The sequence below is a fragment of the Rossellomorea aquimaris genome (assembly GCF_008180865.1).
GTDB lineage: Bacteria > Bacillota > Bacilli > Bacillales > Bacillaceae_B > Rossellomorea > Rossellomorea yichunensis.
Genome location: NZ_VTEX01000008.1, coordinates 22,208 through 48,707, shown reverse-complemented (window position 1 = coordinate 48,707; position 26,500 = coordinate 22,208). Strand labels below are relative to the sequence as shown.

At 41.6% G+C, this 26,500-nt stretch carries 36 protein-coding genes; all 36 read right to left on the bottom strand.

The window, feature by feature from the left end:
- Nucleotides 1–168: 168 nt before the first annotated feature.
- The 36 genes from rpsK to rpoB all read right to left on the bottom strand — a co-directional run bounded on the left by rpsK (nucleotide 169) and on the right by rpoB (nucleotide 26,345).
- Nucleotides 169–558, bottom strand: coding sequence for a 30S ribosomal protein S11 (rpsK, locus tag FZC88_RS22955; protein WP_032085294.1), 390 nt, complete (start codon nucleotides 556–558; stop codon nucleotides 169–171).
- Between the two features lie 25 nt (nucleotides 559–583).
- Nucleotides 584–949, bottom strand: coding sequence for a 30S ribosomal protein S13 (gene rpsM, locus FZC88_RS22950; RefSeq protein WP_034765943.1), 366 nt, complete (start codon nucleotides 947–949; stop codon nucleotides 584–586).
- A gap of 24 nt (nucleotides 950–973) precedes the next feature.
- A complete protein-coding gene (rpmJ, locus tag FZC88_RS22945; protein ID WP_003156543.1) occupies nucleotides 974–1,087 on the bottom strand; it encodes a 50S ribosomal protein L36 in 114 nt (37 codons plus the stop codon).
- A 38-nt stretch (nucleotides 1,088–1,125) separates the two neighbouring features.
- Nucleotides 1,126–1,344, bottom strand: a complete 219-nt coding sequence (gene infA, locus FZC88_RS22940; protein ID WP_034765945.1) for a translation initiation factor IF-1 — start codon at nucleotides 1,342–1,344, stop codon at nucleotides 1,126–1,128.
- A complete protein-coding gene (locus FZC88_RS22935) occupies nucleotides 1,337–1,660 on the bottom strand; it encodes a KOW domain-containing RNA-binding protein (RefSeq protein ID WP_148971246.1) in 324 nt (107 codons plus the stop codon). The genes infA and FZC88_RS22935 overlap by 8 nt, the downstream gene beginning before the upstream one ends.
- Nucleotides 1,661–1,675: 15 nt before the next feature.
- A complete protein-coding gene (map, locus tag FZC88_RS22930) occupies nucleotides 1,676–2,422 on the bottom strand; it encodes a type I methionyl aminopeptidase (RefSeq protein WP_148971245.1) in 747 nt (248 codons plus the stop codon).
- Complete coding sequence (locus FZC88_RS22925; RefSeq protein ID WP_113970899.1) at nucleotides 2,422–3,072, bottom strand: adenylate kinase; 651 nt, start codon at nucleotides 3,070–3,072, stop codon at nucleotides 2,422–2,424. Before FZC88_RS22925 ends, map begins: the two co-directional genes overlap by 1 nt.
- A 63-nt stretch (nucleotides 3,073–3,135) precedes the next feature.
- Nucleotides 3,136–4,428, bottom strand: coding sequence for a preprotein translocase subunit SecY (secY, locus tag FZC88_RS22920; RefSeq protein ID WP_113970898.1), 1,293 nt, complete (start codon nucleotides 4,426–4,428; stop codon nucleotides 3,136–3,138).
- Complete coding sequence (gene rplO / locus FZC88_RS22915; RefSeq protein ID WP_113970897.1) at nucleotides 4,428–4,868, bottom strand: 50S ribosomal protein L15; 441 nt, start codon at nucleotides 4,866–4,868, stop codon at nucleotides 4,428–4,430. The genes secY and rplO overlap by 1 nt, the downstream gene beginning before the upstream one ends.
- Nucleotides 4,869–4,900: 32 nt before the next feature.
- On the bottom strand, nucleotides 4,901–5,083 hold the full coding sequence (gene rpmD, locus FZC88_RS22910; RefSeq protein WP_148996559.1) for a 50S ribosomal protein L30: 183 nt from the start codon (nucleotides 5,081–5,083) through the stop codon (nucleotides 4,901–4,903).
- 13 nt (nucleotides 5,084–5,096) lie between these two features.
- Nucleotides 5,097–5,597: a 30S ribosomal protein S5 gene (rpsE, locus tag FZC88_RS22905; RefSeq protein WP_113970896.1), complete on the bottom strand. Its 501-nt coding sequence runs from the start codon at nucleotides 5,595–5,597 to the stop codon at nucleotides 5,097–5,099.
- A 23-nt stretch (nucleotides 5,598–5,620) separates the two neighbouring features.
- Complete coding sequence (gene rplR / locus FZC88_RS22900) at nucleotides 5,621–5,983, bottom strand: 50S ribosomal protein L18 (RefSeq protein WP_113970895.1); 363 nt, start codon at nucleotides 5,981–5,983, stop codon at nucleotides 5,621–5,623.
- 33 nt (nucleotides 5,984–6,016) lie between these two features.
- Nucleotides 6,017–6,556, bottom strand: coding sequence for a 50S ribosomal protein L6 (gene rplF / locus FZC88_RS22895; protein WP_148971243.1), 540 nt, complete (start codon nucleotides 6,554–6,556; stop codon nucleotides 6,017–6,019).
- 30 nt (nucleotides 6,557–6,586) lie between these two features.
- On the bottom strand, nucleotides 6,587–6,985 hold the full coding sequence (gene rpsH / locus FZC88_RS22890; RefSeq protein ID WP_060674108.1) for a 30S ribosomal protein S8: 399 nt from the start codon (nucleotides 6,983–6,985) through the stop codon (nucleotides 6,587–6,589).
- Between the two features lie 30 nt (nucleotides 6,986–7,015).
- Nucleotides 7,016–7,201: a type Z 30S ribosomal protein S14 gene (locus FZC88_RS22885; RefSeq protein WP_010191505.1), complete on the bottom strand. Its 186-nt coding sequence runs from the start codon at nucleotides 7,199–7,201 to the stop codon at nucleotides 7,016–7,018.
- Nucleotides 7,202–7,225: 24 nt separating this feature from the next.
- Nucleotides 7,226–7,765, bottom strand: coding sequence for a 50S ribosomal protein L5 (gene rplE / locus FZC88_RS22880; protein ID WP_148971242.1), 540 nt, complete (start codon nucleotides 7,763–7,765; stop codon nucleotides 7,226–7,228).
- Nucleotides 7,766–7,791: 26 nt separating this feature from the next.
- Nucleotides 7,792–8,103, bottom strand: a complete 312-nt coding sequence (gene rplX, locus FZC88_RS22875; RefSeq protein WP_034765969.1) for a 50S ribosomal protein L24 — start codon at nucleotides 8,101–8,103, stop codon at nucleotides 7,792–7,794.
- A 40-nt stretch (nucleotides 8,104–8,143) separates the two neighbouring features.
- A complete protein-coding gene (gene rplN, locus FZC88_RS22870; protein ID WP_032085280.1) occupies nucleotides 8,144–8,512 on the bottom strand; it encodes a 50S ribosomal protein L14 in 369 nt (122 codons plus the stop codon).
- Nucleotides 8,513–8,556: 44 nt separating this feature from the next.
- On the bottom strand, nucleotides 8,557–8,820 hold the full coding sequence (rpsQ, locus tag FZC88_RS22865; protein WP_032085279.1) for a 30S ribosomal protein S17: 264 nt from the start codon (nucleotides 8,818–8,820) through the stop codon (nucleotides 8,557–8,559).
- A gap of 20 nt (nucleotides 8,821–8,840) precedes the next feature.
- Entirely contained in the window at nucleotides 8,841–9,044 is a 204-nt protein-coding gene (gene rpmC / locus FZC88_RS22860; RefSeq protein ID WP_032085278.1) for a 50S ribosomal protein L29, read from the bottom strand.
- Entirely contained in the window at nucleotides 9,034–9,468 is a 435-nt protein-coding gene (rplP, locus tag FZC88_RS22855; protein WP_044340527.1) for a 50S ribosomal protein L16, read from the bottom strand. Before rplP ends, rpmC begins: the two co-directional genes overlap by 11 nt.
- 2 nt (nucleotides 9,469–9,470) lie before the next feature.
- Nucleotides 9,471–10,127 carry a 30S ribosomal protein S3 gene (gene rpsC / locus FZC88_RS22850; protein ID WP_034765973.1) on the bottom strand — a complete coding sequence of 219 codons (657 nt, stop codon included), beginning with the start codon at nucleotides 10,125–10,127 and terminating at the stop codon, nucleotides 9,471–9,473.
- A gap of 3 nt (nucleotides 10,128–10,130) precedes the next feature.
- Nucleotides 10,131–10,472 carry a 50S ribosomal protein L22 gene (gene rplV / locus FZC88_RS22845; RefSeq protein WP_034765976.1) on the bottom strand — a complete coding sequence of 114 codons (342 nt, stop codon included), beginning with the start codon at nucleotides 10,470–10,472 and terminating at the stop codon, nucleotides 10,131–10,133.
- A 19-nt stretch (nucleotides 10,473–10,491) separates the two neighbouring features.
- On the bottom strand, nucleotides 10,492–10,770 hold the full coding sequence (gene rpsS, locus FZC88_RS22840; RefSeq protein ID WP_148971241.1) for a 30S ribosomal protein S19: 279 nt from the start codon (nucleotides 10,768–10,770) through the stop codon (nucleotides 10,492–10,494).
- A gap of 60 nt (nucleotides 10,771–10,830) precedes the next feature.
- Entirely contained in the window at nucleotides 10,831–11,661 is an 831-nt protein-coding gene (rplB, locus tag FZC88_RS22835; protein WP_044340525.1) for a 50S ribosomal protein L2, read from the bottom strand.
- Nucleotides 11,662–11,692: 31 nt separating this feature from the next.
- Nucleotides 11,693–11,977 (bottom strand): 50S ribosomal protein L23, encoded by a 285-nt coding sequence (gene rplW / locus FZC88_RS22830; RefSeq protein ID WP_058300085.1) that lies wholly within the window; start codon nucleotides 11,975–11,977, stop codon nucleotides 11,693–11,695.
- Entirely contained in the window at nucleotides 11,977–12,600 is a 624-nt protein-coding gene (rplD, locus tag FZC88_RS22825; RefSeq protein ID WP_148971240.1) for a 50S ribosomal protein L4, read from the bottom strand. Before rplD ends, rplW begins: the two co-directional genes overlap by 1 nt.
- Nucleotides 12,601–12,630: 30 nt before the next feature.
- Nucleotides 12,631–13,260: a 50S ribosomal protein L3 gene (rplC, locus tag FZC88_RS22820; protein ID WP_148971239.1), complete on the bottom strand. Its 630-nt coding sequence runs from the start codon at nucleotides 13,258–13,260 to the stop codon at nucleotides 12,631–12,633.
- A gap of 35 nt (nucleotides 13,261–13,295) precedes the next feature.
- On the bottom strand, nucleotides 13,296–13,604 hold the full coding sequence (rpsJ, locus tag FZC88_RS22815) for a 30S ribosomal protein S10 (protein WP_007085291.1): 309 nt from the start codon (nucleotides 13,602–13,604) through the stop codon (nucleotides 13,296–13,298).
- 636 nt (nucleotides 13,605–14,240) lie between these two features.
- The gene (tuf, locus tag FZC88_RS22810; protein WP_113970887.1) at nucleotides 14,241–15,431 is read right to left on the bottom strand and encodes an elongation factor Tu; all 1,191 of its coding nucleotides are present in this window, start codon (nucleotides 15,429–15,431) and stop codon (nucleotides 14,241–14,243) included.
- Between the two features lie 129 nt (nucleotides 15,432–15,560).
- Entirely contained in the window at nucleotides 15,561–17,639 is a 2,079-nt protein-coding gene (gene fusA, locus FZC88_RS22805; protein ID WP_148971238.1) for an elongation factor G, read from the bottom strand.
- 51 nt (nucleotides 17,640–17,690) lie between these two features.
- Complete coding sequence (rpsG, locus tag FZC88_RS22800; RefSeq protein WP_034765993.1) at nucleotides 17,691–18,161, bottom strand: 30S ribosomal protein S7; 471 nt, start codon at nucleotides 18,159–18,161, stop codon at nucleotides 17,691–17,693.
- 44 nt (nucleotides 18,162–18,205) lie between these two features.
- The gene (gene rpsL, locus FZC88_RS22795) at nucleotides 18,206–18,628 is read right to left on the bottom strand and encodes a 30S ribosomal protein S12 (RefSeq protein ID WP_032085266.1); all 423 of its coding nucleotides are present in this window, start codon (nucleotides 18,626–18,628) and stop codon (nucleotides 18,206–18,208) included.
- Nucleotides 18,629–18,727: 99 nt separating this feature from the next.
- Nucleotides 18,728–18,976: a 50S ribosomal protein L7ae-like protein gene (locus tag FZC88_RS22790; protein ID WP_148971237.1), complete on the bottom strand. Its 249-nt coding sequence runs from the start codon at nucleotides 18,974–18,976 to the stop codon at nucleotides 18,728–18,730.
- 160 nt (nucleotides 18,977–19,136) lie between these two features.
- A complete protein-coding gene (gene rpoC / locus FZC88_RS22785) occupies nucleotides 19,137–22,736 on the bottom strand; it encodes a DNA-directed RNA polymerase subunit beta' (protein WP_148996558.1) in 3,600 nt (1,199 codons plus the stop codon).
- Between the two features lie 51 nt (nucleotides 22,737–22,787).
- Nucleotides 22,788–26,345, bottom strand: a complete 3,558-nt coding sequence (gene rpoB, locus FZC88_RS22780; protein WP_148996557.1) for a DNA-directed RNA polymerase subunit beta — start codon at nucleotides 26,343–26,345, stop codon at nucleotides 22,788–22,790.
- Nucleotides 26,346–26,500 lie beyond the last annotated feature (155 nt).

The following is a 26,500-nucleotide window of genomic DNA, read 5'->3' as shown; positions in this document are numbered from 1 at the left end:
TATTTACCCTCCTTCAAAACGTCGAAACTCCGGGCTAAATAAGTTAAAGTCCGAAATTCCCCATGTTTACGTTCCCTATTGTGCACCAACAACTGGTTACTTTTCTGAATGAACGTATCTTGTATCATATCCCATTATAGACAACGATACAAAATTTATACAGAAAAATTAAACGCGGCGACGTTTTGGTGGACGGCATCCATTATGAGGAACTGGAGTAACGTCTCTGATTGCAGTAACTTCTAGACCTGCTGCTTGAAGAGCACGGATAGCTGCTTCACGACCAGCACCAGGACCTTTAACTGTTACTTCAAGAGTTTTTAAACCATGTTCTTGAGAAGCTTTCGCTGCAGTTTCAGCTGCCATTTGCGCTGCGAATGGAGTGGATTTACGAGAACCTCTGAATCCTAGTGAACCTGCACTTGACCAAGCAACAGCATTTCCGTGAACATCAGTAATAGTTACGATTGTGTTATTGAATGTAGAACGAATGTGTGCAATACCAGCTTCGATATTCTTTTTCACACGACGTTTACGAGTGTTTGTTTTACGTGCCATACTAAGAAGTAACCTCCTTTACCTATTATTTTTTCTTATTAGCTACAGTCTTACGAGGACCTTTACGTGTACGAGCATTGTTCTTCGTATGTTGTCCACGAACAGGTAGTCCACGACGGTGACGAAGACCGCGGTATGAACCGATTTCCATAAGACGTTTGATGTTTAGTGATACTTCACGACGAAGATCACCTTCTACTTTTAATTTATCAACGATATCACGAATCTTTCCTAGTTCGTCGTCAGTTAGATCGCGAACGCGAGTATCCTCAGATACACCAGCTTCAGATAAGATTTTCGCTGCAGTATTTTTACCAATACCGTAGATGTATGTTAATGAAATGACAACACGTTTGTCACGTGGAATGTCTACACCAGCAATACGTGCCATAGTGATAGCGCACCTCCTTTAAGATTAGCCTTGTTTTTGTTTGTGTTTAGGGTTTTCACAGATAACCATGACTTTACCTTTTCTACGAATAACTTTACATTTTTCGCAGATTGGCTTAACAGATGGTCTAACTTTCATCTTATTCTAACCTCCTTAATAGTACGGAGTGCAATAGATTATTTATAACGATAAGTGATTCTACCACGAGTTAAGTCATACGGTGATAATTCTACTGTTACCTTGTCACCAGGTAGGATACGAATGAAATGCATACGGATCTTTCCTGAAACATGTGCCAGTACTGTATGACCATTTTCTAATTCTACCTTAAACATCGCATTGGGCAAAGTCTCGGCGACCTTACCTTCAACTTCAATTACATCATCCTTAGCCATCGAACATGTCTCCCTTCTTCTCATCATTTAAAACTTCGTTAACAAACTTTGAAACAGCATAACGCAGTTTACCGTTCGTAACTCTTCCTGTTTCTATAATACTGTTTTGAACTTCTGGAGAAACATAGTCACACAAGTGAAGATGAGCGATGTTCTTTCGCTTGGCGCGATCAAACTTTCTTCGATCTCCATCTGCTATGAGTACAAAACGTTCATCCAATTGCTGAACAACGACCGAGTAGCTTCCTGTTTCTCTCCCTTTAAGGGTTTGAACAATCTGGCCTATCCTCGGAATCGTCGAATCTGACTCGATCAATCCAATCACCTTCACTTAGGCTTTCGTCAATATCTCATAGCCGTCTTCAGTAATTGCAATGGTGTGTTCAAAGTGCGCACACATTTTATCATCTACTGTGACGACTGTCCAGTTATCTGATAACGTTCTAACATATCGACTTCCTGCATTAACCATAGGTTCAATAGCCAGTACCATGCCAGGCTTTAAACGAGGGCCTTTGTTGGGTGGTCCATAATGAGGAATTTGCGGGTCCTCATGTAAGTCTTGACCAACTCCGTGTCCCACATACTCTCGAACGATAGAAAAGCCATTAGCCTCAACAAATGTTTGTATACTATGAGAGATATTCGACAGACGCTCGCCTGGTTTAGCTTCCTTAAGTCCCAGAAATAATGATTCTTCCGTAACATCCAGAAGCTTCTGGGTTTCATCATCTATTGTTCCAACTGGATATGTCCAAGCTGAGTCACCGTGATAACCGTTATACTTAGCACCGATATCGATGCTGATAATATCGCCATCCTTCAATACCCGATCGCCTGGAATTCCATGAACCAACTCATTGTTGACGGATGCACAGATGCTGCCACGAAACCCATTATACCCTTTAAAAGATGGAATTGCATCATGTTTACGAATGAATTTTTCAGCAATTGCATCCAATTCTTTCGTCGATATTCCCGGAGAAATATGCTTTTGCAATTCCGCATGAGTTAATGCCACAATCTTTCCAGCTTGCCGCATAATCTCAATCTCCCTCGGAGTTTTAGAAATGATCATTATGAAAGGCCTCCAAGTAGTTCATCAATGTCATCAAACACTCTATGGATGTCTTGTTGACCGTCAATGTTTTTCAGATAGCCTTTATCTTCGTAGTAAGCCAATAGTGGTTGAGTTTGCTTGATGTTTACGTCTAAACGGTTTTGAACCGTTTCTTCGTTATCATCTGCGCGTTGATATAACTCACCGCCGCAGCGATCACAAACGCCCTCTTCTGTTGGCGGATTAAAGACAAGATGATAAGTAGCGCCGCACTCTTTACAGATCCTGCGACCTGTCAAGCGCTCCATCAGGATGTCCTTATCTACATTTATATTAATGACATAATTCATTTTTTTACCAAGATCAGCCAGGATGTTTTCAAGTGCTTCTGCCTGAGCAACCGTTCTTGGAAACCCATCCAGTAAGAAGCCTTTTTCACAGTCCTCTTTGCTTAAACGTTCACGAACGATACCGATTGTCACTTCATCAGGAACAAGATCGCCATTATCCATGAATGATTTAGCCTTCAAGCCTAGTTCAGTACCGCCTTTAATAGCTGCACGGAACATATCGCCAGTAGAGATATGGGGGATACCATATTTATCTACGATCTTTTCAGCTTGAGTGCCTTTTCCTGCGCCTGGTAAGCCCATAAGAACTATATTCACTCTCGAACTCCCCCTAATTGTCTATAAAATGGCTTCAGGAACAAAATGTTCCCGAAAACCCTCTTATTTAATAAATCCTTTGTAGTGACGTTTCACTAACTGTGCTTCCAGTTGCTTCATTGTCTCAAGTGCAACACCTACTACGATGAGTAAGCTTGTTCCACCGATTTGAGCTGCAGGAGGTAATCCCGCAAAGTTAATGAAGAAAACAGGAAGTATAGAGATGACAGCTAAGAAGATTGCCCCAACAAATGTTAGACGATACAGAACGCGAGTGAGATACTCTTGTGTGGTTTTACCTGGACGAATACCAGGGATATATCCACCTTGCTTCTTCAAGTTTTCAGCCATTTGTTCTGGATTCACTTGAATGAAAGCATAGAAATACGTAAAGGCAACGATCAGAGCTACATAGATGATCATACCAACTGGTTTAGTGTAATCAAAGATGTACTGAATAGTACTTGTCACATCGTTTTCTCCGAAGAAAGATGAAATGGTCTGTGGCGTGATTATGAAAGAAATCGCAAAGATAACTGGAATAACACCCGCAGCATTTACCTTTAACGGTAGATGTGTTGATTGTCCACCAACCGGACTACGCCCCACTAAACGTTTTGCATATTGAATCGGAATCTTACGAAGTGCTTGTTGAATAAACACGACACCAACCACGATTGCAATAACTGCTAAAACAAGAAGTGCAAGAACCACAATTCGAAGGAAGAGCTGTTCGCCTGCCCCTTCAATTTGTTGAGCATAGATTTGGTTTACTGTGTTAGGGATAGCAGCAACAATACCTGCAAAGATCAGGATCGAAATACCATTCCCTACACCTTTAGCCGTGATTTGTTCACCCAACCACATAAGAAAAGCCGTACCAGCTGTTAGAACTAACGCTATTAGTAGGTACGTACTAACTCCCGGGCTTTGGATAAGCATTCCACCATATATTCTATTGAAGCCATAGGACATACCTAAAGCTTGGATGAATCCGAGAACGATGGTGAAATAACGTGTGAACTGAGCTAATTTTCGGCGTCCGACTTCACCTTGCTTAGACCACTCTGTAAACTTCGGCACAACATCCATTTGCAGGAGTTGTACGATGATAGAAGCAGTAATGTAAGGCATAATTCCCATCGCAAAGATGGAGAAGTTTTGCAGTGCACCGCCACCAAATGTATTCAGGAATCCGAGAATTCCTGCCTGGTCTTGCATTTTCAATACATTAGCGTCTACGTTTGGCACCGGAATGAAGGTACCAAGACGAAAGACTATTAACATTAGAAGGGTGAAAATAATTTTATTTCTTATATCACCCACGCGCATAAAATTGGAGATAGTTTGAAACATTAGATCACCTCGGATGTACCGCCAGCAGCTTCGATAGCTTCTTTAGCAGTGGTTGAGAATTTTTGTGCTTTTACTGTAAGCTTTTTCTCGATTGAACCTTTACCAAGAATCTTAATTCCCGCTTTTTCGTTACTCACTACGCCAGTTTCTACTAGTAGAGCTGGAGTAACTTCTGTACCATCTTCGAAGCGATTCAATGCGTCAAGGTTGACGATTGCATATTCTTTACGATTGATGTTCGTGAATCCACGTTTTGGTAGACGTTGGAATAATGGTGTTTGACCACCCTCAAAGCCAGGACGAGTTCCGCCACCTGAACGAGCGTTTTGTCCTTTATGACCTTTACCAGAAGTCTTTCCATTACCTGAACCAATACCACGTCCTACACGATTGCGGACCTTACGTGAACCTTCTGTAGGCTTTAACTCATGTAATTTCATGTCGGCACCTCCTTTTTTTCGAAAGAAATCGATTATTTTTCTGTAACCGTTACAAGGTGAGCAACTTTATTGATCATACCGCGGATAGCAGCATTATCTTGTTGTTCAACTGTTTGATGCAATTTGCGAAGTCCTAAAGCTTCAACAGTTTTACGTTGATCTTGTGGACGACCAATTGTACTGCGAGTGAGGGTAATTTCTAGTTTGTTAGCCATCGTTATCCCTCCCTTATCCTAATATCTCTTCTACTGATTTACCACGTAATTTTGCAACGTCTTCAGCACGCTTTAATTGTTTTAAACCTTCGATAGTAGCGCGAACCATGTTAATTGGAGTGTTAGATCCTAAAGATTTAGATAGGATATCTTGAACACCAGCTAATTCAAGTACGGCACGAACAGGTCCACCGGCGATAATTCCTGTACCCGCAGAAGCAGGTTTGATCAGAATTTGACCAGCACCAAATCGTCCAGTTACTAGGTGAGGTGTAGTACCATCAACCATAGGAACTTCAATTAGATTTTTCTTCGCATCTTCAATCGCTTTACGGATTGCATCAGGTACTTCCTGAGCTTTACCAGTTCCGAAACCAACGTGACCGTTTTTGTCGCCTACTACTACAAGAGCAGCGAAACGGAAACGACGTCCACCTTTAACAACTTTCGCAACACGATTGATTGTAACTACGCGTTCTTCAAATTCTAGTTTACTTGGATCAATACGACGCATCTGGATTGTCCCTCCTTTTTTTATTAAAATTCTAAGCCGTTTTCACGAGCTGCTTCAGCTAAAGCCTTGATACGGCCATGATATAAATATCCTCCACGGTCAAATACCACGGATTTCATTCCTTTATCTACTGCACGTTTCGCAACTAGTTCTCCAACTTTTGCTGCTGCATCGATAGTAGCGGCTGAGTCTAGATCGAAATCTTTATCTTGAGAAGATGCACTTACTAGAGTAACACCGTTCACGTCATCGATAAGTTGAGCGTAGATATTTTTGTTAGAACGGAAAACGTTCAAACGAGGACGAGTTTCAGTTCCAGTAATTTTTGAACGGACACGAGCATGTCTCTTCTTACGTGTTTTGTTCTTATCTGGCTTAGTAATCACCTACGGTCACTCCTTTCTTTTGCCTACGCGGCATTATTTACCTGTTTTACCTTCTTTACGACGAACATATTCACCTTCGTAGCGAATACCTTTTCCTTTGTAAGGCTCAGGAGAGCGTACAGCACGAATGTTTGCAGCTAATGCTCCAACACGTTCTTTATCGATACCTTTAATAGATATCTTTGTGTTTGCCGGTACTTCGATCTCGATACCTTGTTCTGGTTCGATCTCAACTGGGTGAGAGTAACCAACGTTAAGTACAAGCTTAGTACCTTGTTTTTGAGCACGGTAACCTACACCGACTAGCTCAAGATTTCTTTGGAATCCTTTAGATACACCTTCAACCATGTTTGCGATTAGGGCACGAGTTGTACCGTGTAACGCGCGGTGTTCTTTTGCATCAGAAGGGCGAGTAACTGTTGCTACGTTTCCTTCCAATTCAACTTTAATATCAGAATTGAATGTACGAGAAAGTTCCCCTTTAGGTCCTTTTACAGTTACAGTGTTATCTTCACCTACTGTTAGAGTAACGTCAGATGGAATTTCGATTGGTAGTTTTCCTACACGTGACATCCTGTTGCACCTCCATTCATATAAAAAATATTACCAAACGTAAGCTAGTACTTCTCCGCCTACTTGTTGAGCACGAGCTTCTTTATCAGTTAAAACACCTGTAGAAGTAGAAACAAGTGCGATACCTAAACCGTTTAATACTCTAGGTACTTCTGTAGATTTTGCATATACACGTAAACCAGGTTTAGAGATACGCTTTAATCCAGTAATTACACGTTCGTTGTTTGCTCCATATTTTAAGAAAATGCGGATAACTCCTTGCTTGTTATCTTCTACATATTCTACGTCACGTACGAAACCTTCACGTTTAAGGATTTCTGCAATTTCTTTCTTGATGTTAGAAGCAGGAACTTCTAATCTTTCGTGACGAACCATGTTCGCATTACGGATGCGAGTAAGCAAATCTGCAATTGGATCTGTCATTGTCATAATAATTTACCTCCTTCCCAATATAGGGTATTACCAACTAGCTTTCTTAACGCCAGGAATCTGACCCTTGTATGCAAGTTCACGGAAACAAATACGGCAAAGCTTGAATTTACGGATAACTGAATGAGGACGTCCGCAACGTTCGCAACGTGTGTACGCTTGAACATTATGCTTTGGCGTGCGTTTTTGTTTCGCAATCATAGATTTTTTAGCCACATTTTCGCCTCCCTTATATAGCGATTACTTTTGGAATGGCATTCCGATTTGTGTCAATAATTCACGAGCTTCTTCGTCTGTGTTCGCAGTTGTTACGATTACGATATCCATACCACGTACTTTAGACACTTTATCATAGTCAATCTCAGGGAAAATCAATTGCTCTTTAACTCCTAATGTGTAGTTACCGCGACCGTCGAATGCTTTTTTAGAAACACCACGGAAGTCACGTACACGTGGAAGTGAAACAGAAATTAATTTATCTAAGAATTGGTACATACGCTCTCCACGAAGAGTAACTTTTGCACCGATAGGCATACCTTCACGAAGACGGAAGCCTGCGATAGATTTTTTAGCTTTCGTTACAACTGGCTTTTGACCAGTGATTTGAGTCAACTCATCAACAGCTACATCAAGAGCTTTTGAATTTTGAACAGCTTCACCGATACCCATGTTGACAACGATCTTTTCAACTTTAGGTACTTCCATTACTGATTTGTAATTGAATTTGCTCACTAGAGCTGGACTGATTTCTTGTTGAAATTTTTCTTTTAGGCGGTTCATTCAGAATACCTCCCTTCTTAATCGTACTATTTATCTAGAACTTCACCTGATTTTTTTGCTACACGTACTTTTTTGCCGTCTTCTGTCTTATAACCTACACGAGTTGGCTCGTTAGATTTCGGATCTAGAAGCATAACATTTGATACATGGATAGATGCTTCTTGGCTGATGATTCCGCCTTGCGGGTTCATCTGTGAAGGCTTAGCGTGTTTTTTTACAACGTTGATTCCTTCAACTAGCACTCGGTCTTTCTTAGGGAATGAAGCAAGAACAACACCTGTTTTGCCTTTATCTTTCCCAGTAATGACCATTACTTTATCGCCTTTTTTTACATGCATTTCATCGCACCTCCTTGAATGGCCCAATGCTAAATATCTATTAAAGAACTTCTGGAGCTAAAGATACAATTTTCATAAAGTTGCTGTCACGTAGTTCGCGAGCAACAGGTCCGAAGATACGAGTTCCACGTGGACCCTTATCGTCACGGATAATTACACAAGCGTTCTCGTCGAACTTAATGTAAGTACCGTCTTGACGACGTACACCAGATTTAGTACGTACAACAACCGCTTTTACTACGTCACCTTTTTTAACAACGCCACCTGGTGTTGCTTGTTTTACTGTACACACGATAACATCACCGATGTTAGCTGTTTTGCGTCCAGAACCACCAAGCACCTTGATAGTTAATACTTCACGAGCACCAGAGTTGTCAGCAACTTTTAAACGTGATTCTTGTTGAATCATGTAGGTAACCTCCCTTCGGAATATAAAATATCCGAACAAATATATTAGATAATAACTGCTTTTTCAACAACTTCTACTAAACGGAAACGTTTTGTAGCAGATAGTGGACGAGTCTCCATGATACGTACGATATCGCCTACTTTTGCTTCGTTGTTCTCATCATGAGTTTTAAACTTCTTAGAGTACTTAACGCGCTTGCCGTATAGAGAATGCTTTTTATAAGTTTCTACCATAACCGTTACTGTTTTATCCATTTTGTCGGAAACAACACGGCCAGTGTATACCTTACGTTGGTTGCGGTCACTCATTTAAGCAAACCTCCTCTCATTTATCGATTGTTAACCCCGATCTCTCTTTCACGGATTACAGTTTTCATACGAGCGATCCCTTTGCGGACTTCACGGATGCGAGCTGTATTTTCTAATTGCCCAGTCGCAAGTTGGAAGCGAAGGTTAAATAACTCTTCTTTTAGAGTTTTTACTTTTTGTTCAATTTCAGCAGTGGTTAGGTCACGAATTTCATTAGTTTTCATTTGATTCACCACCAATTTCCTCACGTTTTACAAACTTCGTTTTGATTGGAAGTTTGTGTGATGCTAGACGAAGTGCTTCACGAGCTACCTCTTCAGACACACCAGCGATTTCAAACATGATTTTTCCAGGCTTAACTACTGCTACCCAACCTTCTGGAGCACCTTTACCTGAACCCATACGTACTTCTAAAGGTTTTGCAGTGTAAGGTTTATGAGGGAAGATTTTAATCCATACTTTACCGCCACGTTTCATGTAACGAGTCATAGCGATACGAGCTGCCTCGATTTGACGGTTTGTGATCCAAGAAGCTTCCACTGCTTGTAAACCGTATTCACCGAACGCTACCTCTTGACCGCCTTTAGCACGTCCACGCATTTTTCCGCGGTGTTCGCGACGATGTTTAACGCGTTTAGGTAATAACATAATTATTTGCCTCCTTCCTCAGATTTCTTTCTTGTAGGAAGAACTTCTCCACGGTAGATCCATACTTTAACGCCAAGCTTACCATAAGTTGTGTCAGCTTCTGCATGAGCATAGTCAATGTCAGCGCGTAGTGTATGAAGTGGAACAGTACCTTCACTGTAATGTTCTGCACGAGCGATATCTGCTCCGCCTAAACGACCAGATACTTGTGTTTTGATTCCTTTTGCTCCAGCACGCATAGCACGTTGGATTGATTGCTTTTGAGCACGACGGAAAGAAACACGGTTTTCTAATTGACGAGCGATGTTTTCTGCTACTAGTTTAGCATCAACGTCAGCTCTTTTGATTTCAACGATGTTGATGTGTACACGTTTTGAAGTAAGTTCGTTAAGTGCTTTACGAAGAGCTTCAACTTCTGTACCACCTTTACCGATAACCATACCAGGCTTAGCTGTATGAACAGTAATGTTAATACGATTTGCAGCGCGCTCGATTTCTACTTTAGAAACAGAAGCGTCTACTAAACGTTTTGCAATATATTCACGTACTTTAATGTCTTCGTGTAATAGATTAGCGTAATCTTTATCTGCGTACCATTTAGATTCCCAATCACGGATTATACCGACACGAAGTCCGACCGGATGTACTTTTTGACCCACAGCTTATCCCTCCTTCTTTTCTGATACGACAAGTGTAATGTGACTTGTACGTTTGTTAATTTGACTTGCACGTCCCATCGCACGAGGACGGAAACGTTTAAGTGTTGGTCCTTCATTTACATAAGCCTCAGTTACCACTAGGCTATTAATATCCATGTCAAAGTTGTGCTCTGCGTTCGCAATAGCAGACTTAAGTACTTTTTCGATTACTGGTGAAGCAGCTTTAGGTGTATGCTTTAAGATAGCAACCGCTTCTCCAACTTGCTTACCTCGGATTAGATCAACGACTAAACGTACTTTACGAGGAGCAATACGTACTGTTCTTGCAACAGCTTTTGCTTGCATTAGGATACCCTCCTCTCAATTAGCGTCTTGTTTTCTTATCATCACTTGCATGACCTTTGTAAGTACGAGATGGTGCGAATTCACCAAGCTTGTGTCCTACCATGTCTTCAGTGACGTATACAGGTACATGTTTACGACCATCGTAAACTGCGATAGTGTGACCGATGAATGCTGGGAAGATCGTTGAGCGACGAGACCAAGTTTTAACAACTTGTTTGCCTTCAGTTTCGTTCAATTTCTCAACCTTACTCATTAAATGATCATCAACAAAAGGTCCTTTTTTTAAGCTACGACCCATGTTTGAACCTCCCTTCGTGATTGATCTACGGCTCTTTTCAGGAACCGTAGTACAATCCCGTTATTTTTTGCGACGACGCACAATAAATTTATCAGATTTGTTGTTTTTCTTACGTGTCTTGTATCCAAGAGTAGGTTTACCCCATGGAGACATTGGTGATTTACGTCCGATTGGAGCGCGTCCTTCACCACCACCGTGTGGGTGATCGTTAGGGTTCATTACAGAACCACGAACTGTTGGGCGTTTACCTAACCAACGAGAACGTCCGGCTTTACCAATGTTGATAAGTTCGTGTTGTTCATTTCCAACTTGGCCTACAGTAGCACGACAAGCAGAAAGAATCATACGAGTTTCACCAGAGTTAAGACGTACAAGTACATATTTACCTTCTTTACCAAGTACTTGAGCAGATGTTCCAGCAGAACGTACTAACTGGCCACCCTTACCTGGTTTAAGTTCGATATTGTGTACGATTGTACCAACTGGGATGTTGATAAGTGGTAATGCGTTACCCACTTTAATATCTGCTTCAGGTCCAGACATTACTTCCATACCTACTTCGATTGTTTTCGGTGCAAGAATGTAACGTTTTTCCCCATCAGCGTAGTTAATTAGTGCAATGTTTGCTGAGCGGTTTGGATCGTATTCGATCGTAGCAACGCGTCCAGGTATACCATCTTTTTCACGTTTGAAATCGATGATACGGTATTGGCGCTTATGACCGCCACCTTGATGACGAACTGTTAACTTACCTTGGTTGTTACGGCCACCCTTTTTGTGTAGGGGTGCTAAAAGTGACTTTTCCGGAGAATCTGTAGTGATTTCAGCGAAATCAGAACTAGTCATGCCGCGACGACCATTAGAGGTAGGTTTATACTTTTTAATCGCCATGTTTTTCCCTCCTCTTCTTAATTAAAGAATTTTATACTTCAAAGAATTCGATTTCTTTACTATCAGCAGTAAGCTTAACGATTGCTTTACGACGCTTGTTAGTGTAACCAGCGTGTTTACCCATACGTTTGAACTTACCTTTGTAGTTCATGATGTTAACTTTATCTACTTTCACGTCAAAGATTTCTTCAACAGCGTCTTTTACTTGAGTTTTGTTAGCTCTAGTATCAACTTCGAAAGTATACTTTTTCTCAGACATAAGATCAGTTGAAGCCTCTGTAATTACGGGGCGCTTAATGATTTCACGTACATCCATTATGCAAGCACCTCCTCTACTTTTTCAACAGCTGATTTAGTGATCACTAGTTTGTCGTGTCCTAATACATCCAGAACGCTAATTCCATCAGCAGGAACAACAGTTACACCAGGGATGTTACGAGCAGAAAGTGCTACGTTTTCGTCGATGCCATCAGTGATTACTAATGTTTTAGAATCAACAGATAGACCTTTAAGAACGTTAGCAAATTCTTTTGTTTTAGGAGCATCGAATGATAATGCTTCTAATACTAAGATGTTTTCTTCTACTACTTTAGAAGAAAGAGCAGATTTGATCGCTAAGCGACGGACCTTCTTAGGAAGTTTGTAGCTGTAGCTGCGTGGAACTGGTCCAAATACAGTACCACCACCGCGCCATTGTGGAGAACGGATTGACCCTTGACGAGCACGGCCAGTTCCTTTTTGACGCCAAGGCTTACGCCCACCGCCACGTACTTCAGAACGATTTTTTACTTTGTGATTCCCTTGACGTAAAGAAGCTCTTTGCATCAATACTGCTTCAAACATTACATGTTTGTTTGGTTCGATACCAAAAACAGTGTCATTAAGTTCGATATCACCAACTTTAGAACCGCTTTGGTTAAATAATGCTACTTTCGGCATTCTTGTTTCCTCCTTTCTTGAAAAGTTCTATTAGTTTGCTTTAATAGCTGATTTTACTTTGATCAGTTGTTTCTTAGGTCCAGGTACATTACCTTTAACTAAGATAAGGTTACGATCTGCATCAACTTTTACAATTTCAAGGTTTTGAATTGTAATTTGCTCTCCGCCCATACGTCCAGGTAGTAATTTACCTTTGAATACACGGTTTGGATCAACAGGACCCATTGAACCAGGACGACGGTGGTAACGAGAACCATGGGACATAGGTCCGCGAGATTGGTTATGACGCTTGATAGCACCTTGGAATCCTTTACCTTTTGAAACTCCTGTTACATCTACGATTTCGCCTGCCGCGAAAATATCAACTTTGACTTCTTGACCAACTTCGTACTCTTCTACGTTTACACCGCGGATTTCACGGATGAAGCGCTTAGGAGCAGTTTCAGCTTTAGCAACGTGGCCTCTCTCTGGTTTGTTAGAAAGCTTTTCACGTTTGTCTTCAAAACCTACTTGGATAGCTTCGTAGCCATCAACATCGATAGATTTCTTTTGAAGTACCACGTTTTGAGCAGCTTCGATAACAGTTACAGGGATAAGATCACCGTTTTCAGCGAAAACTTGAGTCATACCAATCTTTCTTCCTAAGATTCCTTTGGTCATAAGTCACACCTCCTAATAATTATGGTTTTTATGAATTAAAGTTTGATTTCGATATCTACACCTGATGGTAAGTCTAAACGCATAAGCGCATCAACTGTTTGAGGTGTTGGGTTTACAATGTCGATTAAGCGTTTATGAGTACGCATTTCGAATTGCTCACGAGAATCTTTGTATTTGTGTACAGCACGTAAGATTGTGTAAACAGACTTTTCAGTCGGTAGTGGGATCGGTCCAGAAACCGCCGCACCAGAACGTTTTGCTGTTTCAACAATTTTCTCAGCTGATTGATCAAGAATTCTGTGATCATAAGCCTTTAAACGGATACGAATCTTTTGTTTTGCCATTATTTCCCCTCCTTTATCGCCTATTTTTGAATAGACATTCTCCACAGAAATTTCCCACACACTCGCCATGGCAAAGCGGCCGTGTGTGTCAGCAACCTTCTGTTTCATCGCAGTCAAAGACCAACATTGTCTATTATAACTAAAACACCTAGAAGATGCAACTGTTTCTTACAAATTCTTTATGTTTTGCACACTTTCTTTATTATACAAACGAACCGTGGTATTTTCAAGGTTATGTGGTATTTTCACAATATTAAATATAACAATGTTAGTGGATTAAAGGACTTTAATCCAAAGGGAAATATTAATCATTCTTATATAGCTCTGATTTATAATATTTTCTCAAGAGTGAGTGCTTGTTGATTTCCATTTCCGCTCCGGGATGCTCCAATCAACTTAGTGTTTCAATTACTTATCAAGCAGTATATATAAAATGAAGTGTGTGTCATAAGCCAAAATATTTCATTTTCAAAATATCTACTGAAGGTTGATCAACATAAATGAACAAGTACTATACTATATAGAAGAAACTCGTCAGCCCCATTATCAAAAACGTTGTAGTACGTCTAAATGGTATAGCTATTTTAAACAAAAAAACAGATGGACATGATGTCCATCTGTTTTTGATATCAATGATTACTCAGTGATTGTAGCTACTACTCCAGCACCTACAGTACGTCCACCCTCACGGATAGAGAACTTAGTACCTTCTTCGATAGCGATTGGAGCGATAAGCTCAACAGTCATTTCGATGTTATCGCCAGGCATAACCATTTCTACACCTTCAGGAAGGTTACAGATACCAGTTACGTCAGTTGTACGGAAGTAGAACTGTGGGCGGTAGTTAGTGAAGAATGGAGTGTGACGTCCACCCTCTTCTTTAGAAAGAACATAAACTTCTGCTTTGAACTTTGTGTGTGGAGTGATTGTACCTGGCTTAGCAAGTACTTGTCCACGTTGGATATCTTCACGAGCTACACCACGAAGTAGTGCACCGATGTTGTCTCCAGCTTCAGCATAGTCAAGAAGCTTACGGAACATTTCTACACCTGTTACAGTAGTAGATTTTGGCTCTTCAGAAAGACCGATGATGTCGATAGTGTCTCCAACTTTAACTTGTCCACGCTCAACACGACCAGTAGCAACTGTACCACGACCTGTGATTGAGAATACATCCTCAACAGGCATCATGAATGGCTTTTCAGTGTCACGCTCTGGAGTTGGGATGTAGCTATCTACAGCTTCCATAAGTTCGTAGATTTTTTCTTCCCACTCAGCTTCTCCTTCAAGAGCTTTAAGAGCAGAACCTTTGATTACTGGTACGTCATCGCCAGGGAAATCGTACTCAGAAAGAAGGTCACGTACTTCCATTTCTACTAATTCAAGTAGCTCTTCGTCGTCTACCATGTCACATTTGTTCATGAATACAACTAGGTATGGAACACCTACTTGACGAGAAAGAAGGATGTGCTCACGAGTTTGTGGCATTGGGCCATCAGCAGCAGAAACTACTAGGATCCCACCATCCATTTGTGCAGCACCAGTGATCATGTTTTTAACATAGTCAGCATGTCCTGGGCAGTCAACGTGTGCATAGTGACGAGTATCAGTTTCATACTCAACGTGCGCAGTAGAGATTGTGATTCCACGTTCTCTTTCTTCTGGAGCACCGTCAATTTGGTCATATGCCATTGCAGTTCCACGACCATACTTCTTGTGAAGTGTAGTTGTGATTGCAGCTGTTAGAGTTGTTTTACCGTGGTCAACGTGACCGATTGTACCGATATTCGCATGTTGCTTGGAACGATCAAATTTTTCCTTACCCATTTGAAAATCCTCCTTTGATTTTAAAGAAAATAAGTATATTTTGGATGCCTCAGAGATAGCTATAAAACCACCTCTGACACAACTATTGCTTACATTAGTATTTATACTTTATAAAAGCGAATAAATCAATTATTCACCTTTATTTTTTTTGATGATTTCTTCAGAAATCGATTTAGGTACTTCTTCATAGTGATCGAAGTGCATGGAGTATGTTCCACGTCCTTGTGTGTTAGAACGAAGAGATGTTGCATATCCAAACATTTCAGATAGTGGTACGAACGCTTTAACGACTTGAGCGTTACCGCGCGCTTCCATACCTTCTACGCGTCCACGACGAGAAGTTACATCACCCATGATATCTCCAAGGTATTCCTCAGGGATAACAACCTCTACCTTCATCATTGGCTCAAGGATAACTGGCTTACATTTAGAAGCAGCATTCTTAAGTGCCATTGATGCAGCGATTTTGAACGCCATCTCAGAGGAGTCAACGTCATGGTATGAACCATCGAATAATCTTGCTTTAACATCAACAAGTGGGAAACCAGCTAAGACACCATTTTCTAAAGCATCAGATAGACCGGCTTGTACTGCAGGGATGTATTCACGAGGAACAACACCACCGACGATACCGTTCTCGAATTCGAAACCTTTACCTTCTTCGTTAGGTGAGAATTCGATCCAAACGTGTCCGAATTGTCCACGTCCACCAGATTGACGAGCGAACTTACCTTCAACTTTAGCCGTATCACGGAAAGTCTCACGGTAAGATACTTGAGGAGCTCCTACGTTTGCTTCTACTTTGAATTCACGTTTCATACGGTCAACGATGATATCTAAGTGAAGCTCACCCATACCTGCGATGATAACCTGTCCAGTTTCCTGGTCAGTATGCGCACGGAATGTTGGATCTTCCTCTTGAAGTTTTTGTAGAGCAGTAGTCATTTTATCTTGGTCGGCCTTTGATTTAGGCTCAACAGATAGAGAGATAACCGGCTCTGGGAACACCATTGATTCTAGAATAACAAGACTCTTTTCATCACATAGTGTATCTCCAGTACTTGTATCTTTCAGACCAACTGCCGCTGCAATGTCTCCAGCGTAAACAGTAGAGATTTCTTCACGGGAGTTAGCGTGCATTTGCAGGATACGTCCTACGCGCTCACGTTTACCTTTAGAAGAGTTTCTAACGTATGAACCAGAATCTAATGTTCCTGAGTACACACGGAAGAATGTTAATTTACCAACATAAGGGTCAGTTGCAACTTTGAACGCTAATGCAGAGAATGGCGCATCGTCAGCTGATGGACGAGTTACTTCTTCTTCTGTATCAGGAACAAAACCTTTGATATCTTCAACATCTGTTGGTGCTGGAAGATAGTCAATAACTGAGTCAATTAATAATTGAACCCCTTTGTTTTTAAATGCAGATCCACAAACTACCGGGTAGAACTCAACAGTCAGTGTAGCCGCACGGATAGCAGCTTTGATTTCTTCGTTAGAAAGCTCTTCACCTTCTAAGTACTTCATCATAAGCTCTTCATCAAGTTCAGAAACTGCTTCAATTAACTTTCCGCGGTATTCATCAGCTTGATCTTTGTACTCTTCAGGAATGTCACGAGCTTCTGCACGTGTTCCAAGGTCATCTTCATAGAAGTAAGCTTTCATTTCAACTAAGTCGATGATACCTTCGAAATCATCCTCAGCACCGATTGGAAGCTGAATAGGATGCGCATTCGCTTGTAGACGTTCATGAAGTGTCCCAACAGAGTAAAGGAAGTCAGCACCGATTTTGTCCATTTTGTTAACGAACACAACACGGGGAACCCCGTAAGTTGTTGCTTGGCGCCAAACAGTTTCAGTTTGAGGCTCAACACCAGATTGAGCATCAAGTACTGCAACTGCACCATCAAGTACACGCAATGAACGCTCAACTTCAACAGTGAAGTCTACGTGTCCCGGTGTATCGATGATGTTAATACGATGGCCTTTCCATTGAGCTGTTGTCGCAGCAGAAGTGATAGTGATACCACGTTCTTGCTCTTGCTCCATCCAGTCCATTTGAGAAGCACCTTCGTGAGTTTCTCCAATTTTATGGATACGACCTGTATAAAATAGGATACGCTCAGTTGCAGTTGTTTTACCAGCATCGATGTGAGCCATGATACCGATATTACGAGTGTTTTCTAAGGAGAACTCTCTAGGCATGCGGTCTTTCTCCTTCCTTATATGAGAATGGTTTGTTTGTTTAAGATCAGATTACCAACGATAGTGAGCAAACGCTTTGTTCGCTTCAGCCATCTTGTGTGTATCTTCACGCTTCTTAACAGAAGCTCCAGTGTTATTAGCTGCATCAAGGATTTCGTTAGCTAAACGCTCTTCCATTGTCTTCTCACCGCGAAGACGAGAGTAGTTTACTAACCAACGAAGACCTAGTGTAGTACGACGCTCTGGACGCACCTCTACAGGTACTTGATAGTTTGAACCACCAACACGACGAGCTTTAACTTCTAATACCGGCATGATATTTTTTAGAGCTGCATCGAATACTTCCATTGCATCTTTACCTGAACGCTCGCTAATGATATCAAACGCAGCGTATAGTTTCTTTTGAGCTTTACCTCTTTTACCGTCAATCATGATTTTGTTGATTAAACGAGTAACTAATTTTGAATTGTACATTGGATCAGGTAAAACGTCTCTTTTTGCTACAGGACCTTTACGTGGCATGTGATTTCCTCCTTTCAACGAGAAATGAATTTATGATTTTTTTATTATTTTTTAGCGGCTTTAGGGCGCTTAGTTCCGTATTTAGAACGTCCTTGCATACGGCCTTCAACTCCAGCTGTATCAAGCGCACCACGTACGATGTGATAACGTACCCCCGGTAAATCCTTTACACGTCCTCCACGGATAAGAACAACACTGTGCTCTTGAAGGTTATGTCCGATACCAGGAATGTAAGCAGTAACCTCGATTCCATTTGTTAAACGAACACGAGCATATTTACGTAGCGCCGAGTTCGGTTTCTTTGGAGTCATTGTACCAACACGAGTACATACACCACGTTTTTGTGGAGAAGACAAGTTCGTGTGCACTTTCTTAAAGCTGTTATAACCTTTGTTAAGTGCAGGTGACTTTGATTTAGTTGATTTAGACTGACGAGGCTTGCGAACTAATTGGTTAATAGTTGGCATTTTGTTTTCCTCCCTTCTTATTTGGTAAGCCCACACATCCAGGTGGTTCTTTTTTGGGTAAAAGTAAAGTTTTTGCAGATAGCTTCTACAAAAACTATTTTACTGTATAATCGCAACAGCTGCTGCTCCAACATCTATTCCGCACGATTTACCAAGTTTCTTCATGGAATCCACTTTGTTAACCGGTACTTTAAGATCAATAGCGGCCTGAACTACTTTGGCTGTAACTTTGGGATCAGCATCCTCCGCAATAACAACCTCTAGTACATGACCTGTTTTTAGAGCTTTCACTGCTTGCTTTGTTCCTACAATAATTTCTTTAGCCTGCGCTACTTTTTCATAAGACATTTCATATCCTCCAAAGTAACAGGTTATTAATAGGAGCAACCTTGAATATATTATCATCTTAAAATCTCTATGTCAACATAGATTTAAAAGATTTATAAAAGCTAACTCTTAGAGCTTATGTTTGAGCAATCAAACACGCCTAAGAGTTAGCCTAAATAGATTACTCTACTGTTACTGTTTCTTCACTAGTATCTTCTGCTAATACCGGCTCTGCCTTGCGGTAACGTTGCATACCTGTACCGGCAGGAACCAATTTACCGATGATAACATTTTCTTTCAATCCAAGTAACTCATCACGTTTTCCTTTAATGGCAGCGTCCGTTAACACACGAGTTGTTTCCTGGAACGATGCTGCTGATAGGAAGGAGTCCGTTTCAAGTGAAGCTTTGGTGATTCCGAGCAGTACAGGACGTCCTGTTGCCGGAAGTTTTCCGCCAAATAGAGCTTTTTCGTTCGCATCTCTGAATTGATGGATGTCCATAAGAGTACCAGGTAGTACCTCTGATTCACCAGCATCAATAACACGAACCTTGCGTAACATTTGACGAACCATAACCTCAACGTGTTTGTCGCCGATTTCAACCCCTTGCATACGGTATACTTTTTGTACCTCACGCAGCAAGTATTCTTGAACGGCTGACACATCACGCACTTTAAGAAGTTCTTTTGGATCGATTGAACCTTCAGTGATTTCCTGACCGCGTACTACTTTATCATTCACAGCGAATTTCAAGCGAGCTGTGTAAGGAGCTGTGTAACTTCTCGTTTCCACATCACCTTGAACGGTAATTTCGTACTGACGATCTTTTCCTTCACTAATGGAAGTAATTACACCATCGATTTCAGAAATAACGGCTTGACCTTTAGGATTACGCGCTTCGAAGATCTCTTGGATACGCGGTAAACCTTGAGTGATATCGTCTCCTGCAACCCCACCAGTATGGAACGTACGCATCGTTAACTGAGTACCCGGTTCCCCGATGGATTGAGCAGCGATGATTCCCACAGCTTCCCCTACTTCGACTTTTTGTCCTGTTGCCAGGTTCGTTCCGTAACATTTCTCACATACACCATGTCTAGTGTTACATGTGAAAGCAGAACGGATCGAAACATGTTCGACACCAGCATCAATGATCGTCTTAGCTAAGTCTTCTGTGATCAGCTGATTTTCTGTGATGATGATTTCATCTGTCTCAGGATGACGTAATGTTTTACGTGAGTAACGACCAAGTAAACGTTCTTCAAGAGGCTCGATGATTTCTGTACCCTCTTTAATGGATCCTACAAGTAGGCCTCTGTCTGTTCCACAGTCTTCTTCACGAACGATTACATCCTGGGCCACATCAACAAGACGACGTGTCAGGTAACCTGAGTCAGCTGTTTTCAGTGCAGTATCGGCAAGACCTTTACGGGCACCATGTGTAGAGATAAAGTACTCAAGAACCGTTAAACCTTCACGGAAACTTGATTTGATCGGTAACTCAATGATACGACCAGCCGGGTTGGCCATCAGTCCACGCATACCAGCAAGCTGAGTAAAGTTAGATGCGTTACCACGGGCACCTGAGTCACTCATCATGAAGATCGGGTTGCGTTTATCGAGTGTCGCCATTAATTTACCTTGAATCGTATCTTTCGCAGCACTCCAGATTGAGATAACACGATCGTATCTTTCATCTTCTGTAATAAGACCACGTTTAAATTGTTTTAATACGTTGTCTACTTTACTTTGTGCTTCGATTAAGATTTCTTCTTTTTCCGCTAGTACGACGATATCTGCGATACCAACCGTAATACCGGCTTTGGTAGAGTATTTGAATCCTAAGTCTTTCATCTTATCAAGCATACGGGACGTTTCTGTGATAGCAAACTTCTTGAATACTTCCGCAATGATATTCCCTAAGAATCCTTTTTTGAACGGGTTGATTAACTCACGGTTTTGGAATACTTCTTTAACGTCCGTTGACGGATTAACAAAGTAGTTCTCAGGAGTAGCTACTTCCAAGTTCGTTCTTGTTGGTTCGTTAATGAACGGGAATGTATCAGGTAAGATCTCGTTAAAGATTACTTTACCTACCGTTGTTAATAATAATTGTTTATTTTGCTTTTCTGTGAACGTTTTGTTATTGATGGTGCTGGCATGGATCGCAATACGGGTATGCAAGTGAACATAACCATTTTGATATGCAAGAATGACTTCATTTGCATCATTGAAGATCATACCTTCACCAACAGCATTTTCACGTTCAAGTGTCAGGTAATAGTTACCTAATACCATATCCTGGGACGGAGTAACAACTGGCTTACCGTCTTTCGGATTAAGGATGTTTTGGGCAGCAAGCATCAGCATGCGTGCTTCAGCTTGTGCTTCAGAAGATAGAGGTACGTGAACCGCCATTTGGTCACCATCAAAATCCGCGTTGTATGCAGTACATACAAGTGGGTGAAGACGGATCGCTCTACCTTCGACTAGAGTTGGTTCAAATGCTTGAATACCAAGTCTGTGAAGAGTAGGTGCACGGTTTAAGAGAACTGGATGTTCTTTAATAACCCCTTCTAATACATCCCATACTTCCGGTTGAACGCGTTCGATCTTGCGTTTTGCACTCTTAATGTTGTGAGCCAATCCTTTTTCAACAAGTTCTTTCATAACAAATGGTTTGAATAACTCAAGAGCCATTTCTTTAGGAAGACCACATTGATACATCTTAAGGTTAGGTCCAACGACGATTACAGAACGGCCTGAATAGTCAACACGTTTACCAAGAAGGTTCTGACGGAAACGACCTTGCTTCCCTTTAAGCATATGTGAAAGGGATTTTAATGGACGGTTACCTGGTCCAGTAACTGGACGGCCGCGGCGGCCATTATCAATTAAAGCGTCGACTGCTTCTTGAAGCATACGCTTCTCGTTTTGAACGATGATACTTGGAGCACCAAGGTCCAATAAACGCTTCAAACGGTTATTACGGTTAATAACACGACGATATAAATCATTTAAGTCAGAAGTTGCAAAGCGTCCACCGTCAAGCTGAACCATCGGGCGAAGCTCTGGAGGAATGACAGGCAGTACATCAAGAATCATCCAATCCGGATCATTTCCTGAGTTTCTGAAAGATTCCACTACTTCTAAACGTTTGATTGCACGGGTACGTCGTTGACCTTGAGCTGTTTTCAGTTCTTCTTTAAGGAAATCAGCTTCTTTATCTAGGTCAATGTCCTGCAGAAGCTTTTTAATCGCTTCAGCTCCCATTGCAGCTTGGAATTTAACTCCGTATTTCTCACGATACGCACGGTACTCTTTCTCAGATAGAAGTTGCTTTCTTTCCAGAGCCGTGTCACCCGGTTCTGTTACAACATAGGAAGCGAAGTAAATAACTTCTTCCAAAGCGCGGGGAGACATGTCTAAAACAAGTCCCATACGGCTTGGGATTCCTTTGAAGTACCAGATGTGGGATACAGGGGCAGCCAGTTCAATGTGACCCATACGTTCACGGCGAACTTTAGCTTTTGTTACTTCAACACCACAGCGGTCACAAACGACGCCTTTATAACGGACACGCTTGTATTTTCCACAGTGACATTCCCAGTCCTTCGTAGGACCGAAGATACGTTCACAGAACAAACCGTCTTTTTCAGGTTTTAATGTACGATAGTTAATCGTTTCAGGTTTTTTAACCTCCCCGAAAGACCACGAACGGATCTTATCGGGGGAAGCTAAACCAATTTTCATATACTCAAAATTATTTACATCTAGCAAGGGGCCTACCTCCCTTTTAATCTACAGGCTCTAACCCTAATTGCTCTAAATTTATTCTTTTGACCCTACTGTCTGTGATTCTTGTGCATTAGATTCAGAGATATTTAGCGTGTCTGCTTGTTGTACTTCTTCTTCGTCCTCTAAGTCACGCATTTCAATTTCTTCTTCGTTACTAGAGAGGATCTTAACATCCATACCTAAACTTTGAAGTTCTTTGATCAGAACCTTGAATGATTCCGGAACTCCCGGTTCAGGAACGTTTTCACCTTTGACAATGGCTTCGTATGTTTTCACACGACCCACAACGTCATCAGACTTAACCGTCAGAATTTCTTGCAGAGTGTAAGCAGCACCATAAGCTTCTAGTGCCCATACCTCCATTTCACCGAAACGCTGTCCACCGAATTGAGCTTTACCACCCAACGGTTGCTGCGTAACAAGTGAATAAGGACCTGTTGATCGTGCGTGAAGTTTGTCATCGACCATGTGAGCAAGTTTGATCATATACATGATCCCTACTGATACACGGTTATCAAACGGTTCACCTGTTCTACCATCATAAAGAACGGTTTTCGCATCACGTGCCATACCGGCTTCTTCGATGGTTGCCCATACGTCTTCTTCACGCGCTCCATCAAATACCGGTGAAGCGACATGTACACCAAGGTATCTTGCTGCCATACCTAAATGAAGTTCAAGCACCTGTCCGATATTCATACGTGATGGTACCCCTAATGGGTTCAACATGATATCGATCGGTGTACCGTCCGGCAAGAACGGCATGTCTTCTTCAGGAAGGATTCTTGAGATAACACCTTTGTTACCGTGACGACCAGCCATTTTGTCACCTTCAGAAATTTTACGCTTCTGAACGATGTATACACGTACAAGCTGGTTAACACCTGGTGGTAATTCATCGCCGTCTTCACGATTGAAGACTTTGACATCGAGGATGATTCCTCCCCCACCATGTGGTACACGAAGAGATGTATCCCGGACCTCACGAGCTTTCTCACCGAAGATTGCATGTAACAGGCGTTCTTCAGCAGTCAACTCCGTTACACCCTTAGGCGTTACTTTACCGACAAGTAAGTCGCCATCTTTTACTTCAGCACCGATGCGGATGATTCCACGCTCATCAAGATTGCGAAGTGCATCTTCACCAACGTTTGGAATATCACGAGTGATTTCTTCAGGTCCTAATTTCGTATCACGGGATTCAGACTCATATTCTTCAATATGAATTGAAGTATATACATCGTCTTTTACAAGACGTTCACTCATGATGATCGCATCTTCATAGTTGTAACCGTCCCAAGTCATGAATCCAACCATTACGTTACGTCCTAAGGCAAGTTCTCCTTTTTCCATTGAAGGACCATCAGCAAGGATTTCTCCTTTAACTACGCGGTCACCTTCACTTACGATCGGACGCTGGTTGTAACATGTACCCTGGTTAGAACGGATGAATTTTTGCATACGATATTTATCGAGGTCACCTTTTACTTCTTGACCGTCGATTTCTTTCACACGACGTACCCAAACTTGTTTCGCTTCAACCTTTTCTACAATACCTTCATATTTACAAATCACAGCTGCACCAGAGTCTTTCGCAGATACGTGTTCCATACCCGTTCCGACAATCGGTGATTCCGGATTCATTAAAGGAACTGCTTGACGCTGCATGTTCGCTCCCATAAGAGCACGGTTAGAGTCATCGTTCTCCAAGAAAGGAATACATGCTGTCGCAGCTGATACTACTTGTTTAGGAGATACATCCATGTAGTCCAGACGTTCACGTTTGATAACCGTGTTTTCTCCACGGAAACGAGCGATGACTTCTTCATCAAGGAATGCTCCGTCATCACCAAGACGCGCGTTTGCTTGTGCCACTACATAGTTATCTTCTTCGTCTGCCGTCAAGTAATCGATGCGATCGGTTACTTTCCCTGAATCAGGGTCAACACGACGATACGGCGTTTCGATAAAGCCGAATTTATTCACTTTCGCAAATGAAGAAAGTGAGTTGATCAGTCCGATGTTTGGTCCCTCAGGCGTTTCAATCGGACACATACGACCATAGTGGGAGTAATGTACGTCACGTACTTCGAATCCTGCACGTTCACGCGTTAATCCACCAGGTCCTAAAGCAGAAAGACGACGTTTGTGCGTTAATTCTGCAAGAGGATTCGTTTGATCCATAAATTGAGACAATTGAGAGCTTCCAAAGAACTCTTTAATTGATGCGATTACCGGACGGATGTTGATTAGTTGCTGAGGTGTGATCGTGTTCGTGTCCTGAATGGACATTCTTTCACGAACAACACGCTCCATACGTGATAAACCGATACGGAATTGGTTTTGAAGCAATTCACCCACCGAACGTAAACGACGGTTACCTAAATGGTCAATATCATCCGTTAGTCCTACTCCATGTAATAAGTTAAAGAAGTAAGAAATAGAAGAGATGATATCTGCAGGTGTAATGTACTTAACCTCTTCTTCAACATACGCATTGCTGATGACATTAATCTCAAATTCTCCCTCTTCGTTAGGAGAATAGATTTTGATAGATTGAAGAACGACGTCTTCTTCTAACACGCCACCAGACTGTTGGTAGTTTTTAAACCCGATGCCATTTTCTAAATAAGGAATAACCTTATCCAGAGCGCGGCGATCAAGAACCGTGCCTTTCTCCGCCAGAATCTCACCCGTTTCCGGATCTGCTAGAGTTTCTGCTAGAGTTTGACCGAATAAACGGTTCTTAATGTGAAGCTTTTTGTTCATTTTGTAACGTCCAACGTTTGCTAAGTCATAACGCTTAGGATCAAAGAAACGAGAAACGAGTAAACTTTTAGCATTTTCTACTGTAGGAGGCTCTCCTGGACGCAGACGCTCGTAAATCTCGAGCAATGCTTTGTCGATACCTTCCGTGTTGTCTTTCTCGAGCGTGTTACGAATGTACTCATTATCACCGATCAAATCGATGATTTCTTGATCAGAGCCAAACCCAAGGGCACGTAAAAGAACCGTTACCGGTAGTTTGCGAGTTCGATCAATTCGCACATATACAACATCTTTCGCATCTGTTTCATACTCAAGCCAAGCTCCGCGGTTTGGTATAACGGTAGCAGTAAACCCTTTCTTTCCGTTCTTATCTACTTTTCCGCTAAAGTAAACACTAGGTGAACGTACTAGCTGAGATACGATAACGCGCTCAGCACCATTAATGACAAAAGTACCTGTGTCTGTCATTAATGGGAAGTCACCCATAAATACGTCTTGATCTTTCACTTCTCCTGTTTCCTTGTTCACAAGACGGACTTTCACTCTAAGCGGTGCAGAGTAAGTAACATCTCTTTCCTTTGATTCTTCCACCGAGTACTTTGGCTCTCCCAGACTATAGTCAATAAATTCCAAAGAGAGATTACCAGTGAAGTCCTCAATCGGAGAAATGTCACGGAACATTTCTCTTAACCCCTCATCAAGAAACCATTGATACGAGGAAGTTTGAATTTCGATTAAATTCGGTAATTCTAAAACTTCACTGATACGCGCAAAACTTCTGCGTTGGCGGTGTCGTCCATACTGAACTAGTTGACCTGTCAACTGATTCACCCCTCAAATCAAGCGTTTTGGTTGTGTCTATATGCCTTCAAGTAGGAATGCTACTCTACACAAGACAAAAAGAAAAAGGGTTTTAATGATAAAACCTCATTTTCAAATGACGAACTATTATTTTATAATCTTTTCCAATTTATCCA

Excerpts from the sequence above, each read along its gene's own strand:
- rplE (WP_148971242.1), bottom strand. The coding sequence starts at position 7,765 with ATGAACCGCCTAAAAGAAAAATTTCAACAAGAAATCAGTCCAGCTCTA.
- rpsE (WP_113970896.1), bottom strand. The coding sequence starts at position 5,597 with ATGCGTCGTATTGATCCAAGTAAACTAGAATTTGAAGAACGCGTAGTT.
- rplO (WP_113970897.1), bottom strand. The coding sequence starts at position 4,868 with ATGAAATTACATGAGTTAAAGCCTACAGAAGGTTCACGTAAGGTCCGC.
- rplN (WP_032085280.1), bottom strand. The coding sequence starts at position 8,512 with ATGATTCAACAAGAATCACGTTTAAAAGTTGCTGACAACTCTGGTGCT.
- fusA (WP_148971238.1), bottom strand. The coding sequence starts at position 17,639 with ATGCCTAGAGAGTTCTCCTTAGAAAACACTCGTAATATCGGTATCATG.
- rplF (WP_148971243.1), bottom strand. The coding sequence starts at position 6,556 with ATGTCACGTGTAGGAAAACTACCAATCGAAATTCCATCTGACGTTACT.
- rpsJ (WP_007085291.1), bottom strand. The coding sequence starts at position 13,604 with ATGGCAAAACAAAAGATTCGTATCCGTTTAAAGGCTTATGATCACAGA.
- rpmC (WP_032085278.1), bottom strand. The coding sequence starts at position 9,044 with ATGAAAACTAATGAAATTCGTGACCTAACCACTGCTGAAATTGAACAA.
- rpmD (WP_148996559.1), bottom strand. The coding sequence starts at position 5,083 with ATGGCTAACAAACTAGAAATTACCCTCACTCGCAGTACAATTGGTCGT.
- rplP (WP_044340527.1), bottom strand. The coding sequence starts at position 9,468 with ATGTTATTACCTAAACGCGTTAAACATCGTCGCGAACACCGCGGAAAA.
- rpsK (WP_032085294.1), bottom strand. The coding sequence starts at position 558 with ATGGCACGTAAAACAAACACTCGTAAACGTCGTGTGAAAAAGAATATC.
- map (WP_148971245.1), bottom strand. The coding sequence starts at position 2,422 with ATGATCATTTCTAAAACTCCGAGGGAGATTGAGATTATGCGGCAAGCT.
- rplV (WP_034765976.1), bottom strand. The coding sequence starts at position 10,472 with ATGCAAGCAAAAGCTGTTGCAAGAACAGTACGTATTGCTCCTCGTAAA.
- rpsQ (WP_032085279.1), bottom strand. The coding sequence starts at position 8,820 with ATGAGTGACCGCAACCAACGTAAGGTATACACTGGCCGTGTTGTTTCC.
- rpsG (WP_034765993.1), bottom strand. The coding sequence starts at position 18,161 with ATGCCACGTAAAGGTCCTGTAGCAAAAAGAGACGTTTTACCTGATCCA.
- rplC (WP_148971239.1), bottom strand. The coding sequence starts at position 13,260 with ATGACCAAAGGAATCTTAGGAAGAAAGATTGGTATGACTCAAGTTTTC.
- rpsS (WP_148971241.1), bottom strand. The coding sequence starts at position 10,770 with ATGGGTCGTAGCTTAAAAAAAGGACCTTTTGTTGATGATCATTTAATG.
- infA (WP_034765945.1), bottom strand. The coding sequence starts at position 1,344 with ATGGCTAAGGATGATGTAATTGAAGTTGAAGGTAAGGTCGCCGAGACT.
- secY (WP_113970898.1), bottom strand. The coding sequence starts at position 4,428 with ATGTTTCAAACTATCTCCAATTTTATGCGCGTGGGTGATATAAGAAAT.
- rplD (WP_148971240.1), bottom strand. The coding sequence starts at position 12,600 with ATGCCGAAAGTAGCATTATTTAACCAAAGCGGTTCTAAAGTTGGTGAT.
- rpsH (WP_060674108.1), bottom strand. The coding sequence starts at position 6,985 with ATGACAATGACAGATCCAATTGCAGATTTGCTTACTCGCATCCGTAAT.
- tuf (WP_113970887.1), bottom strand. The coding sequence starts at position 15,431 with ATGGGTAAGGAAAAATTTGATCGTTCCAAGCAACATGCGAATATCGGT.
- rpmJ (WP_003156543.1), bottom strand. The coding sequence starts at position 1,087 with ATGAAAGTTAGACCATCTGTTAAGCCAATCTGCGAAAAATGTAAAGTT.
- rplW (WP_058300085.1), bottom strand. The coding sequence starts at position 11,977 with ATGGATGTACGTGAAATCATTAAGCGCCCCGTAATTACAGAGGCTTCA.
- rpsL (WP_032085266.1), bottom strand. The coding sequence starts at position 18,628 with ATGCCAACTATTAACCAATTAGTTCGCAAGCCTCGTCAGTCTAAATCA.
- rplB (WP_044340525.1), bottom strand. The coding sequence starts at position 11,661 with ATGGCGATTAAAAAGTATAAACCTACCTCTAATGGTCGTCGCGGCATG.
- rplX (WP_034765969.1), bottom strand. The coding sequence starts at position 8,103 with ATGCATGTAAAAAAAGGCGATAAAGTAATGGTCATTACTGGGAAAGAT.
- FZC88_RS22790 (WP_148971237.1), bottom strand. The coding sequence starts at position 18,976 with ATGTCTTATGAAAAAGTAGCGCAGGCTAAAGAAATTATTGTAGGAACA.
- rpsM (WP_034765943.1), bottom strand. The coding sequence starts at position 949 with ATGGCACGTATTGCTGGTGTAGACATTCCACGTGACAAACGTGTTGTC.